Annotated in this window: 13 protein-coding genes; 7 read left to right on the forward strand and 6 right to left on the reverse strand. The window is 64.3% G+C overall.

The window, feature by feature from the left end:
* Positions 1 to 3 precede the first annotated feature (3 nt).
* The 5 genes from U5L98_RS08660 to U5L98_RS08680 all read left to right on the forward strand — a co-directional run bounded on the left by U5L98_RS08660 (position 4) and on the right by U5L98_RS08680 (position 6049).
* A complete protein-coding gene (locus U5L98_RS08660) occupies positions 4 to 2340 on the forward strand; it encodes a bifunctional prephenate dehydrogenase/3-phosphoshikimate 1-carboxyvinyltransferase (RefSeq protein WP_322557922.1) in 2337 nt (778 codons plus the stop codon).
* Positions 2337 to 3041 carry a (d)CMP kinase gene (cmk, locus tag U5L98_RS08665; RefSeq protein ID WP_322557923.1) on the forward strand — a complete coding sequence of 235 codons (705 nt, stop codon included), beginning with the start codon at positions 2337 to 2339 and terminating at the stop codon, positions 3039 to 3041. Before U5L98_RS08660 ends, cmk begins: the two co-directional genes overlap by 4 nt.
* A gap of 194 nt (positions 3042 to 3235) precedes the next feature.
* The gene (gene rpsA, locus U5L98_RS08670; RefSeq protein WP_322557924.1) at positions 3236 to 4912 is read left to right on the forward strand and encodes a 30S ribosomal protein S1; all 1677 of its coding nucleotides are present in this window, start codon (positions 3236 to 3238) and stop codon (positions 4910 to 4912) included.
* Between the two features lie 313 nt (positions 4913 to 5225).
* Positions 5226 to 5612 (forward strand): histone-like nucleoid-structuring protein, MvaT/MvaU family, encoded by a 387-nt coding sequence (locus tag U5L98_RS08675; protein WP_322557925.1) that lies wholly within the window; start codon positions 5226 to 5228, stop codon positions 5610 to 5612.
* Between the two features lie 122 nt (positions 5613 to 5734).
* Complete coding sequence (locus tag U5L98_RS08680; RefSeq protein ID WP_322557926.1) at positions 5735 to 6049, forward strand: hypothetical protein; 315 nt, start codon at positions 5735 to 5737, stop codon at positions 6047 to 6049.
* Between the two features lie 64 nt (positions 6050 to 6113).
* On the opposite strand, the gene U5L98_RS08685 is transcribed toward U5L98_RS08680, so the two are convergent.
* Genes U5L98_RS08685 through U5L98_RS08700 form a run of 4 tightly spaced genes read right to left on the reverse strand, consistent with a single transcriptional unit; the run spans position 6114 to position 8769 of the window.
* A complete protein-coding gene (locus U5L98_RS08685; RefSeq protein WP_322557927.1) occupies positions 6114 to 6989 on the reverse strand; it encodes a DNA replication terminus site-binding protein in 876 nt (291 codons plus the stop codon).
* The gene (gene yacG / locus U5L98_RS08690; RefSeq protein ID WP_416208252.1) at positions 6986 to 7213 is read right to left on the reverse strand and encodes a DNA gyrase inhibitor YacG; all 228 of its coding nucleotides are present in this window, start codon (positions 7211 to 7213) and stop codon (positions 6986 to 6988) included. Before yacG ends, U5L98_RS08685 begins: the two co-directional genes overlap by 4 nt.
* A 47-nt stretch (positions 7214 to 7260) precedes the next feature.
* Positions 7261 to 7875: a dephospho-CoA kinase gene (gene coaE / locus U5L98_RS08695; RefSeq protein ID WP_322557929.1), complete on the reverse strand. Its 615-nt coding sequence runs from the start codon at positions 7873 to 7875 to the stop codon at positions 7261 to 7263.
* A 42-nt stretch (positions 7876 to 7917) separates the two neighbouring features.
* On the reverse strand, positions 7918 to 8769 hold the full coding sequence (locus U5L98_RS08700) for an A24 family peptidase (protein WP_322557930.1): 852 nt from the start codon (positions 8767 to 8769) through the stop codon (positions 7918 to 7920).
* A 148-nt stretch (positions 8770 to 8917) separates the two neighbouring features.
* Here U5L98_RS08700 and nagZ point away from each other — a divergent pair, with 148 nt between their 5' ends.
* Together nagZ and U5L98_RS08710 are read left to right on the forward strand one after the other, a co-directional pair.
* Positions 8918 to 9931 carry a beta-N-acetylhexosaminidase gene (gene nagZ, locus U5L98_RS08705; protein WP_322557931.1) on the forward strand — a complete coding sequence of 338 codons (1014 nt, stop codon included), beginning with the start codon at positions 8918 to 8920 and terminating at the stop codon, positions 9929 to 9931.
* A 44-nt stretch (positions 9932 to 9975) separates the two neighbouring features.
* Positions 9976 to 10554 carry a hypoxanthine-guanine phosphoribosyltransferase gene (locus tag U5L98_RS08710; protein WP_322558929.1) on the forward strand — a complete coding sequence of 193 codons (579 nt, stop codon included), beginning with the start codon at positions 9976 to 9978 and terminating at the stop codon, positions 10552 to 10554.
* Between the two features lie 122 nt (positions 10555 to 10676).
* Here U5L98_RS08710 and U5L98_RS08715 read toward each other — a convergent pair whose 3' ends face one another.
* Together U5L98_RS08715 and U5L98_RS08720 are read right to left on the reverse strand one after the other, a co-directional pair.
* On the reverse strand, positions 10677 to 12365 hold the full coding sequence (locus tag U5L98_RS08715; RefSeq protein WP_322557932.1) for an AMP-binding protein: 1689 nt from the start codon (positions 12363 to 12365) through the stop codon (positions 10677 to 10679).
* Positions 12366 to 12458: 93 nt separating this feature from the next.
* Positions 12459 to 12902, reverse strand: a complete 444-nt coding sequence (locus U5L98_RS08720) for a MerR family DNA-binding transcriptional regulator (RefSeq protein WP_322557933.1) — start codon at positions 12900 to 12902, stop codon at positions 12459 to 12461.
* Positions 12903 to 12932: the final 30 nt, after the last annotated feature.

Here is a 12932-nt window from a genome sequence, read left to right on the forward strand (position 1 = left end):
ATCGTGAAGCAGCCGCCTGATGAGCGGCGCATCCTGATCGTCGGCCTAGGGCTGATCGGCGGCTCGCTCGCCGCCGCCCTCAGGGCCGCCGGGTTCGGGGCGGTTACAGAGAGCGCCGCCAGGTTCGGGGCGGCTACAGATAGCTCCGCCGGGTTCGGGGCGGCAAATGAAATAGTCGCTTGTGACCCGGATGCCGACGAGATCGCCCGGGGTGTCGACATGGGCCTGATCGATCGCGGCGATACCTGTCTCGAGGCGATGGTCGATGGCGCGACGCTGGTGGTGCTGGCCGTGCCCGTGCTGGCCATGGCCGGCGTGATGAAGGCATTGGCCGCCTGCCTGGATCACGCTGCACCCGATGTCGTCGTCACCGATGTAGGCAGCACCAAGGCGGCGATCCGTGAGGCCGCCCTGGCCGCCTTCGGGCGCATGCCGGCCAACCTGGTGCTCGGCCATCCCATCGCCGGCTCCGAGAAGAATGGGGTGGCCGCCGCCAATCCGCGCCTTTTCGACCGTCACAAGGTAATTCTCACCCCCGAGCCGGATACCGACCCGGCCGCCACGGCCAGGGTGCGCGCGCTCTGGGCAGCCGCCGGGGCCGAGGTGCTGGAGATGGACGTGGCTCGCCACGATCAGGTGCTGGCGAGAACCAGCCACCTGCCGCACCTGCTGGCCTTCTCGCTGGTGGATACCCTGGCCCGCCAGGACGAGCGTCTGGAGATCTTCCGCTATGCCGCCGGCGGGTTTCGCGACTTCACCCGCATCGCCGGCAGCGACCCGGTGATGTGGCGCGATATCTTCGTCGCCAATCGCGATGCCGTCCTCGCCTCGCTTGACGATTTCGAAGTCGGCATTGCCCGGCTGCGTCGCGCGGTGGAGCGCGGCGACGGCGATGCCATGCTGGCCACCTTCGACCGGGCCAGTCACGCTCGACACTATTTCGAATCCCTGCTCAACCAGACCAGCTATCAGGCGGAGTATCAGATGCAACAACACGGCAAGCTGCGCTACCGGGTGAGTCCTGGCGGTGGCGTCAACGGGCGAATTCGCGTGCCCGGCGACAAGTCGATCTCCCACCGCTCCATCATGCTCGGTGCGCTGGCCGAAGGTGTTACCGAGGTGAAGGGTTTTCTCGAGGGCGAGGATAGCCTGGCCACCCTGCAGGCCTTTCGTGAAATGGGCGTGGCCATCGAAGGCCCGCACCAGGGGCGGGTCACCGTGCATGGCGTGGGCATGCATGGCCTCAAGGCGCCTTCCGGGCCGCTCTACGTGGGCAATGCCGGTACCGCCATGCGCCTCTTCGCCGGGTTGCTGGCCGGCCAGGCGTTCGATACCGAGCTGACGGGCGATGCTTCGTTGACCAGGCGACCCATGGGGCGGGTAGCCGATCCCCTGCGCCTCATGGGCGCCGAGATCGATACTGCCGAGGGCGGTCGCCCACCGCTGCAACTCCATGGCGGCAAGTCGCTCCAGGGCATCAGCTATGATATGCCCATGGCCAGCGCCCAGGTGAAGTCCTGCCTGCTGCTGGCCGGCCTCTATGCCCAGGGCGAGACACGGGTGCGCGAGCCGGCGCCGACCCGTGACCATACCGAACGCATGCTCCAGGGCTTCGGCTACGAGGTGCACCGCGACGGCGACACCTGCTGGCTGCATGGCGGGGGCAAACTGACCGCCGCGCCCATCGACGTGCCCAGCGACATCTCGTCCGCCGCCTTCTTCTTGGTGGCGGCGGCGATCACCCCGGAGTCAGACCTGGTGCTCGAGCATGTCGGCATCAACCCGACGCGTATCGGCGTGATCAACATTCTTCAGCTGATGGGCGCCGATCTGCGCCTGGATAATCAGCACGAGGTGGGCGGCGAGCCGGTAGCCGACTTGCATATCCGTTACGCGCCGCTCAAGGGCATCGAGATTCCTGTCGATCAGGTGCCGCTGGCCATCGACGAGTTCCCGGCGCTGTTCATCGCCGCGGCCAATGCAGAGGGGACGACCCGCCTGCAAGGGGCCGAGGAGCTGCGCGTCAAGGAGTCCGACCGTCTGCAGGCGATGGCCGACGGCCTGGCTTCCCTCGGCGTCGAGCATAGCCTGCGCGAAGATGGTATCAACATCGTCGGCGGTGGCAGCACCGAAGGCCCTAACTACGGCGGTGGCTGGATCGATAGCCTGGGCGATCACCGTATCGCCATGGCCTTTACCATCGCCGCCCTGCGGGCAAGCGAGGAGATCGTCATCGACGATTGCGCCAATGTGGCGACGTCCTTCCCCGGCTTCATCGACCTGGCACGCCGGGTCGGGCTGAGCCTTCACGAAGAACAGTCCAGTGAGGAGGGCGCATGAGCACGACTTCCGCATCGAACGCGCCTCCCGTCCTGACCATCGATGGGCCAGGTGGCGCGGGCAAGGGCACCATCAGCCGCCTGGTCGCCGAGCGGCTGGGCTGGCACCTGCTGGACAGCGGGGCACTCTATCGGCTGACCGCGCTGGCTGCCGTTAAACATGAGGTGCCCCTGGACGAGGAAGCCGCGCTGGCCGAGGTGGCACGCGACCTCGATGTGGTCTTCGTCGCCGAAGAAGATGCCACCACCGTGTTGCTGGAAGGGCAGGATGCCACGACCACGATCCGCACCGAGCAGGTGGGCGACGCGGCTTCGCGGGTGGCCGCGCTGCCCGCAGTGCGCCAGGCCCTGCTGCAACGTCAGCGCGACTTTCTCCAGGCGCCCGGTCTGGTCGCCGACGGCCGCGACATGGGCACCGTGGTTTTCACGGATGCACCGCTCAAGATATTCCTCACCGCGAGCGCCGATGAACGGGCCCATCGCCGTCAGCGCCAGTTGCAGGACGCCGGGGTCGATGCTAGTCTATCGAGTCTTTTAAAGGAGATTCAGGCGCGCGATGCACGTGACACGCAGCGCAGTGTGGCCCCGCTCAAGCCGGCCGATGATGCCATCACGCTTGATTCCACGCGCCTGACGATACCGGAAGTGGTGGATCGGCTGACGGAACTGCTGACCGAACGCGGTCTGGCACCCGACACCTGACTCTCCCTTGCGGCGCCTCCGGCAGGATGTAATGACGTGATCCGGCATTTCTTGGTTGTACAAAATTAGCCGTGAGCCGGGTCAGGTCGAACCAGCGCCAACATCCCCGGGGGTTTGGTAAATAAGGCCCGCACTCGCTGGTGGTGCGGAGAAGGCGGTAACGCCGTACTCAACGTTGATCACGTAGGAACATCATGAGCGAAAGCTTTGCTGAGTTGTTTGAACAGTCTCTCAATGACATCAATATGGAGCCGGGTGCCATCGTCCTGGCAACCATCGTCGACATCGACGGCGACTGGGTCACCGTCAATGCCGGCCTGAAGTCAGAAGGTCAGATCCCCGCGGCCCAGTTCCGCGACGACAATGGCGAGCTGACCATCGCCATTGGCGATGAGGTGCATGTCGCCCTGGAAGCCGTCGAGGACGGGTTCGGCGAGACACGCCTGTCCCGCGAGAAGGCCAAGCGCGCCGAAGCGTGGAAGGTGCTGGAAGCCGCCTTCGAGAAGGAAGAGATCGTCAAGGGCGTGATCAACGGCAAGGTCAAGGGCGGCTTCACCGTCGACGTCGACTCCATCCGTGCCTTCCTGCCGGGTTCTCTGGTGGATGTGCGCCCCGTGCGCGACACCACCCACCTGGAGAACAAGGAACTCGATTTCAAGGTCATCAAGCTCGACGCCAAGCGCAACAACGTCGTCGTGTCGCGTCGCGCCGTGCTCGAGGCCGAGAACAGCGCCGAGCGTGAAGCTCTCCTGGCGACCCTGCAGGAAGGCCAGCAGATCATCGGTATCGTCAAGAACCTCACCGACTACGGCGCCTTCGTCGACCTGGGTGGCGTTGATGGCCTGCTGCACATCACCGACATGGCCTGGAAGCGCATCAAGCATCCCAGCGAAATCGTCAATGTCGGCGACGAGATCAACGTCAAGGTGCTCAAGTTCGATCGCGAGCGCAACCGCGTCTCCCTGGGCTTGAAGCAGCTGGGCGAGGATCCCTGGGTCAACATCAAGGATCGTTACCCGGAAGGCACCAAGGTGCATGCCACCGTCACCAATCTCACCGACTACGGCTGCTTCGCCGAGCTGGAAGAGGGTGTCGAGGGTCTGGTCCACGTCTCCGAGATGGACTGGACCAACAAGAACATCCATCCGTCCAAGGTCGTGCAGGTCGGCGACGATGTGGACGTCATGGTGCTGGATATCGACGAAGAGCGTCGCCGCATCTCTCTGGGTATCAAGCAGTGCACCACCAATCCCTGGGAAGACTTCAACGCGCGCTACAACAAGGGCGACCGCGTCACCGGCACCATCAAGTCGATCACCGACTTCGGCATCTTCATCGGCCTGGAAGGCGGTATCGACGGCCTGGTGCACCTGTCCGACATCTCCTGGACCGATACCGGCGAGGAAGCCGTTCGTCAGTTCAAGAAGGGCGACGAGGCGGAAGCCGTCATCCTCTCTATCGATCCGGAGCGTGAGCGCATCTCACTGGGCATCAAGCAGCTCGATACCGATCCGGTGTCCGAGTTCCTGGCCGTCAACGACAAGGGCTCCATCGTCACCGGCCGCGTAATCGAGGTCGACGCCAAGGAAGCCCAGGTCGAGCTGGCCACCGATGTCGTCGCCGTGCTGAAGGCTTCTGAGATCAGCGCCGATCGCGTCGAAGATGCCCGCAACGTGCTGAATGAAGGCGATAGCGTCGAGGCGCGTATCGTTGGTGTCGACCGCAAGAATCGTCAGATTGCCTTGTCCGTCAAGGCCAAGGATCAGGACGACACTCGCCAGAACCTCAAGAAGCTTCGTGAGGAGTCTCCCGAGAGCGGTGGCCCGACCACCATCGGTGATCTCATCAAGCAGCAGATGGGCCAGGACTGATAGCGGCAGGGACCCTGTCCCTTCTGCTTGGCTCTGCTTGGCAAGACAAGGCGCCACCCCTCGGGGTGGCGCCTTTGTGTGTGCCAGGCTTTTCATGGCGCGAAACACATCTCATCGAACGAATTGTCGTTGTTCTTGTTCTATCAGTTCTCCGAGTCGACTTGTTTTCATGGGTTTATGTTGATAAGTATGCCGCTAGATCTCCTGAATGTTGTTAGACGAACTCCGGAAGCCTGTGCATACTGTTGCCAAGGAAGTATTAAAAGGCAATAATGCCGCTGCATCCTGTCATCCCCGCGAAGGAACTATTTATATGTCATCACTGCTCAGCAACTACATGCAGATGGAGCAGCAGCTCAAGCAACTCCAGTCGGAACTGGACAAGCTGCAGAACGACGATCGCCTCAAGGCCGAACTCGAGTTCAAGGAAAAGCTCGAATCATTGATGCGCGAGTACGGCAAGAGCGCCGCCGATGTCATCGCCCTGATCGACCCCAAGCCGGCCTCGGCGACTCGAAGCACTGCCGCCGCCCCGGCCACCGGCGGTACTCGCCGCAAGCGCAAGCTGAAGATCTACAAGAACCCCAATACCGGCGAAGTCGTGGAAACCCGCGGCGGTAATCAGAAGACCCTCAAGGCCTGGAAGGACGAACACGGCTCCGATACCGTCGAGTCATGGCTGGTGCGTGTCGAGGAATGAATTACGATACTTGAAGGCACGACGCCGCTCTTAGGGGCGGCGTCGTTGTTCCCGAGTACTGACGAAGGCCTGTTTCTTCCTCATTCCCGCCAAGGTCTTCGTCTCGACAGCATTGGAAGCCAATGAAATCACCCGATCAGCGACAGCCCATGGACGAGCGAGAGAAGTTGCGCAAGTTTCGCGAACTCGATGATGCCTTCGCAGATGCACTGCGCGAACTCGATCGTCCCGACAGCAAATTCGATATTCCTACCGGCCCGCCGGTCCGTTCATTGGAACGCCTTGAACAGGAGGAGCTTGCCGCGCGTCAGGACGAGCAGGCCCTTCAGCGTGCCTTCGAACAGCGCCTCAAGGCCCTGATGACCGAGTACAGCCTGCCGGCGGAGAGCGTCAGCAGCCTGCTGCGGACCCTCGAGTCCCTCGGCCGGATTGCCTGACGAAACCGTTGCCCATGCCGTCAGTGTCAGCACCGCTCACCCAGTCGGTCATCGGCGGCACCGCTCACCTGTATCGATAGACGCGCAGACTCGGCAGGAAGGCCGTGTCCTCCAGTCGCTCATCGCTGCGTCGGGCCCGGGTGCGAGTGGCAGGCGGGTGAGAAGGAGGCAGGTTGTGGTCGGGCAGCCGGCCGTCGGGGCTCGGCACGAACAGCGGCAGGGCGATGTTCATGGCCCGCCGGCTGCGGCCATCCTGGAGCGGTTCGCGATAGAAGAGGTTGGCACGCATCAGTGGTGCCTGGCTCTGCACCTGGGCCAGCGGTTCACCATCAGGGATGCCGGCCAATTGGCGCAGTTGGATGCGCACGTGAGGGGCTTCACTGTCCAGAGCCAGCAGCTTGTCCTCGGCCTCGCGCACCGTCAGCCGCTTGATCGAGCGCCCGCTGGCATACCAGGCCAGGCGCACGCGGGCCACCGGAGCCTCGGCCATGGGAATCGTCCGCCAACACTGTTTGAGATGAAGCCTGGCGAGTCCCGTGCCTCGCAGGTGGTCGTGCAAGGCCGGATGCCGGAAGGGCAGTACCGCCTTGATCTCCGGGATCAGCGATGGAACTTCGCTGCGTATCTCCGCCAGCAGGGCGGCGAAGGCCTTCTTGGTGGCATTCACCCGAACGACCGCTTCCATCACCTTCTCGTCGGCAGCCACCAGGCCCACATGCCTGCGGGTCGCGCGGCCGTCCTGGCCGTCCTGGTACCAGACATCGAGCAGGACATGGCGTAGCCAGGCGTCATCGGCAGTTTCTTGCGCGAAGGACCAGGCTGAGGCACCCGAGGCCTGCCAGGTCGTTACCAGGTCATCAGTCTCTTCCACCAGGTGATCGAAGCAGGACTCCAGCTTGGCCAGCAGGTGGTACGCCGGGCGCTGCCCGTTTCCGCTCACGACGATTCGCCGTCCCTGTCCGCGCGTGCCAGCAGGGCGTCCAGGTCGCTCTCGTCCATGGCCGGCTCCCCGGCGATGCGATGTGATTCGTCGGCCCAGGCGCCTAGGTCGAGCAGGCGGCAACGCTTGCTGCAGAAGGGGCGGTAGGGGTTGTCCTCGCGCCACAGCACCTTCTTGCGGCACTGCGGGCAGGCGACTTCCAGGGGGCGCGCGGTGTCTTGCATGTTCATACGATGTCGCTTTCGGCAGGATGTCGGGGAAGGATGACGAATCAAGGCTCGGGAGGCAAACCGACGGCTTGCCGGTACTGACGGTCGAGTTCGGCCACCTGCGCGGCCAGGTCCGCCTCGTCGGTGGCATTGTCGATCACGTCATCGGCCCGCGCCAGGCGCTGTGCCCGTGGCATCTGGGCCGCGACGATGGCCCGCGCCTGAGCCTCGTCCACCCCGTCGCGAGCCGCTGTGCGGGTAATCTGGGTGGTCTCGGGGACATCGATGACCAGACAGCGATCGACCATCGTGTCCTGGCCGGACTCGAACAGCAGCGGGGAGATAAGCAGCACGTAGGGGGCACCCTGATCCTGGAGCCGCCCGAGGTGGGCCACCAGCCGTTCGCGGATTCGCGGATGAGTGATCTTCTCCAACTGCTCTCGCGCCTCGGTATCGGCGAAGACGATCTCCCGCAGTGCTCGGCGATTCAGGCTGCCGTCGGGCGCGAGGACATCGTGGCCGAAGTGCTCGGTGATGTCGCCGAGAGCCGGCTCGCCCGGGGCCACGACTTCCCGGGCCACCTCGTCGGCATCCACCCAGGGGATGCCTCGCGCGGCAAATGCCCGCGCCACCGTGGACTTGCCTGAGGCGATGCCGCCCGTCACGCCGATGATCATTCTTGACTCCCTGATCGTTGCCTTGTCCAAACCATGGTGAGCTTAATACAGCAGGCCGGTATAGAGCGCCATCAGCGGTTCGCCACCCAGCAGAGCGATCCATCCGGCCATCACCAGCCAGGGACCGAATGGCAGGGGCGCACCACGCAGGCGCGGGATGGCCAGCTGGATGAGGATGCCTACCACGGCCCCCGTCCCGGCGGAAAGGATCAGTACCAGGGGAAGGTATTGCCAGCCCAGCCAGGCGCCCAGGGCGGCCAGCAGCTTGAAATCGCCGTAGCCCATGCCCTCCTTGCCGGTGACCAGCTTGAACAGCCAGTAGAAGCTCCACAGCACCAGATAGCCGGCCATGGCGCCGACCACCGCCGAAGACAGCAGCAACGGCTGGAACAATAGCTGGTAGAGCAGCCCCGTCCACAGCAGGGGCAGGGTGAGCATGTCCGGCAGCAGTTGGGTGCGCAGGTCGATTACCGCCATGGCCAGCAGGGTCAGACAGGCGCCGAAGATGAACAGGGCTTCCAGCGTCGGCCCGAAGAGTGCCAGCACCGACACGGCCAGCACGCCCCCGGCGAGCTCCACCAGCGGATACTGGGGGCTGATGCGTGCCTGGCAGTTGGCACAGCGTCCGCGCCGCTTGAACCAGCTCAGCAGCGGGATGTTGTCATGCCAGGCGATGGGCGCCTCGCAGCGTGGACACAGCGAGCGGGGCGTCAGCAGGTTGAAAGGGCGTGTGTCTTCTGGCTCGAGTTCCAGGGCCTCACGGGCCTCGGCGCGCCAGCCGAGCATCAGCATCACCGGCAGGCGGGTGATCACCACGTTGAGGAAGCTGCCGAGACACAGGCCCAGCACGACTGCCAGGGGCCAGAGCAGGAAGGGGGGAAGGTCGGCGAGCAAAGGGGTAACTCCTGTCCAGTCGGATCCGGTCCAACATTGTATCGGGGGAAGGCGCCGAATGCCCGGATACTCCGTGACGCAGGCAGGCTGTCCTGTGCCGGGGCTTTGGTCTAGAATCTTTCCCCTTTCATGTTTCAAAGGCACGATCATGACCCAGATGCTCGGACCGGTGATGCTGGATCTGGAGGGCCAAAGCCTGACCCCCGAGGAGCGCGAGCTGCTGGTGTGCCCCGAGGTCGGGGGCGTGATCCTGTTCGCCCGCAATATCGCCACGGCCAGCCAGGTCCGCACACTGTGTGACGAGGTCCGACGCGTGCGCCCCGACCTGCTGCTGGCGGTCGATCAGGAAGGAGGGCGGGTCCGGCGGCTGCGCGAGGGTGTTACCCGTCTGCCGGCCATGGGACGCCTGGGGCGCGACTTCGCCCAGCAGCCCGAAGTGACGCTGCGGCTAACTCAGGATGCCGGCTGGCTGCTGGGCATGGAGCTGGCAGCCTGTGGCCTCGATCTCTCCTTCGCGCCGGTACTGGATGTAGACGGCGGCACCTCCAGCGTGATCGGCGATCGCAGCTTCTCCTCGGACCCTCAGGCGGTGGCCCGCCTCGGCCGCGCCTTCCTCGATGGCCTGCACGAGGCGGGCATGGTGGCCGTAGGCAAGCATTTCCCGGGCCACGGGGGCGTGGCGGCCGACTCGCATCATGAGCTGCCAGTGGATGGGCGTTCCCTGGAAGAGTTGCGCCGGCACGACCTCCTGCCCTTCGCCGCACTGGCGCCCCGGCTCGATGCGGTGATGCCTGCACATGTCGTCTATCCCGATTTCGACTCGCGTCCGGCGGGTTTCTCCCCGGCCTGGCTGGGCATGCTGCGCGAGAGCCTTGGCTTCAAGGGTGTGATCTTCTCCGACGACCTGAGCATGACCGGAGCGGCCTCCGCCGGTACGCCCGCAGAGCGGGCCCGGCTGGCGCTGGCAGCGGGGTGCGACATGCTGCTGGTGTGCAATGACCGCAGCGCAGCCCACGAAGTGCTGGATGCTTGCCGAGGACGCCAGGCGCGTCGCGCCATGCGCCTGCGCTACGGCCGGGCCCGTCCCGACCTCAAGACGCTGGAGGCCCTCTCGCGCTGGCGTCGCATCCATGCGCGGCTCGAGGCGATGGCCGCGGGCTGAAACGCCTTCCCGATTCTCCGACTCCCTTCAAGAGCCGACCGATGATGTCCCGACTCGATGCCGATTCCCTGACGTCCCTGAGCGACATGCGTGATGTCATGGACAATGCCGACTGCCTGATCTCGCAGCCCGAGGTCGAGCGCGCACTGGACCGCATGGCCGACGAGATCACCCGCGATCTGGGTGACCGCCTGCCGGTCTTCTACTGCGTGATGAACGGTGGGTTGATCACCACCGGCCACCTGCTGACTCGTCTGGGCTTTCCGCTGGAGGTCGACTATCTCCACGCTACTCGCTATCGGGGTGGCCTGCGAGGTGGCGAGCTGTTCTGGCGAGTCTCCCCGGAAGTGCCTATGGCCGGGCGCCATGTGGTGATCGTCGATGACATCCTCGACGAGGGCGCTACGCTGGCCGCCATTCTCGATTACTGCCGGCAGGCGGGAGCAGCGAGCATCTCTACCGCGGTGCTGGTTGACAAGCAGCACGAGCGCAAGGCGGTGCCCGGGCTCAGGGCCGACTACTGCAGCCTGGAAGTCGCCGACCGCTATGTCTTCGGTTTCGGCATGGACTATATGGGCTACTGGCGGAATGCCCCGGGCATCTATGCGCCCAAAGGGCTGTGACCGTCCCTTCGGGACTAGCCGTAAGCTGTAAGCCATAAGAAAACCCCGCGGGCTTTTGAGGCTGCGGGGTTTTCTCTTCTAGCTTCAAGCTTATGGCTTACCGCTCCCGGGCGCAGCCCGGGTCACAGCCCCAACTCGTGTGTAGCCTCCTCGCGCATCTTGAACTTCTGGATCTTGCCGGTGACGGTCATCGGGAAGTCGTCGACGAATTTCACGTAGCGCGGAACCTTGTAGTGGGCGATCTGGCCCTTGCAGAAGGCCTTGAGTTCCTCCTCGCTGAGCGACTCACCCTCGCTCAGCTTGACCCAGGCCATCACCTCCTCGCCGTATTTTTCGTCGGGCACGCCGATCACCTGCACGTCCGATATGGCCGGATGGGTGTAGAGGAAGTCCTCGATCTCGCGGGGATAGATGTTCTCGCCGCCGCGGATGATCATGTCCTTGATGCGCCCGACGATCGACACATAGCCCTCGGCATCCATGGTGGCGAGATCGCCGGTGTGCATCCAGCCGGCCTTGTCGATGGCCTTGTCGGTCGCTTCCGGGTTGTTCCAGTAGCCGAGCATCACACTGTAACCGCGGGTGCAGAGCTCGCCGGTCTCGCCTCGGGGCATCACGGCGCCGGTATCCGGGCTGACCAGCTTGACCTCAAGGTGGGGGTGGATGGTGCCCACCGTGGTGACGCGCTTTTCCAGCGGGGCGTCGGTCTGGGTCTGGGTGCTCACCGGGCTGGTTTCGGTCATGCCGTAGCAGATGGTGACGTCCTGCATGTTCATCCGGTCGATGACATTGCGCATCACTTCGATGGGGCAGATGGAGCCAGCCATGATGCCGGTGCGCAGGCTGGAGAGATCGAAGGACTCGAACTCCGGATGCTCCAGCTCGGCGATGAACATGGTCGGCACCCCGTAGAGGGTGGTGGCCTTCTCTTCGGAGACAGCAAGCAACGTCGCTTCCGGCTCGAAGCCGTCGCCGGGATAGATCATGGTGGCGCCGTGGGTCACACAGCCCAGATTACCCATCACCATGCCGAAGCAGTGATAGAGCGGCACCGGGATCACCATACGATCCTTTTCGCTGAGGTTCATGGTGCGGGCCACGAAGAAGCCGTTGTTGAGGATGTTGTGATGGGAGAGGGTGGCCCCCTTGGGCGCGCCTGTGGTTCCCGAGGTGTACTGGATGTTGATCGGGTCGTCGAACTGCAGGCTGGCCTGGACATCGGCCAGATGCTCGGCGGAGACCTCGTCGGCGTGGGCGAGCATCGACTGCCAGCTGAGCATGCCGGTCAGGGCGCGATCGGCGTCGAGACAGATCACGCGCTTGAGGTCGGGCAGCTTGGCGCTGGAAAAGGTGCCGGGCCCACCGTCACGCAGTTCAGGGGCCAGCTCGGCCAGGGTGGCAACATAGTCGGAGGCCTTGAAGGAGCCCTGCAGGATCAGCGTCGAAGCGCCGGACTGCTTGAGAGCGTACTCGAGCTCGTGGGTGCGATAGCTGGGATTGATGTTGACCAGGATGGCGCCGATCTTCGCCGTGGCGAACTGGGTGATGGTCCATTCGGCACAGTTGGGTGACCAGATGCCGACCCGGTCGCCCTTGTCCACTCCCAAGGCCAGGAGTGCGCGGGCCGCCTCGTCGACGGCCTGCTGCAGTGTCTTCCAGCTGTAGCGTAGCTGCTGGTGTCGGCTGATCAGGGCATCGCGCTCGGCGAAGCGCGCCACGGTATCGTCGAAGCAGTCACCGATGGTCTGGCCCTTGAGGGGGGTATTGCTGGTGCCGCTGACATAGCTGATCGTTTGATGTTGGCGTGTCATGATGTTTCTCGTCTTGTTGCCGCCTGTGGCGGTGTGCGTGAAACGGGTGATGACGTCGTGGGTTGCTTTTCGCTCGGGTACTTGGCTCGCTGCTCAGTCTTCTTGGCCGAGGCTGCGCAGTACCTCCCGGGCACGGTGGTCCACGTCGTCGAGCTCCATGCGCATCAGGCGGATGTCCTCCAACTGCCGCTCGAGATTGGCCCGCTTGTCGGCCAGTATCTCCAGCAGTCGCAACAGCTGGCGCGCGTTGCCGTCGGGCATGGCGTCGTACATCATCACCACCTCGCGAATCTCGGCCAGCGAGAATCCCAACCGCTTGCCACGCAGGGTCAGTTTCAGGCGCACCCGGTCCTTCTCGCGGTAGATGCGCTTCTGCCCTTCGCGTCGCGGGGCCAGCAGGCCTTCCTGCTCGTAGAAGCGGATGGTGCGCGGCGTGACCTCGAACATCCTCGCCAGCTCACCGATGGTGTAGTGTCGGTGCTGGCGAGGCAGTTCCTCCTGACTGGCCTCATTGGCCGGAGCGGTTGGCTGTGTCATGACGTCGATCCTGTGGCCGGGTGGTGAACC

Origin of the sequence: Halomonas sp. (assembly GCF_034520545.1) — a bacterium.
In the GTDB taxonomy this organism is placed as follows: domain Bacteria; phylum Pseudomonadota; class Gammaproteobacteria; order Pseudomonadales; family Halomonadaceae; genus Halomonas.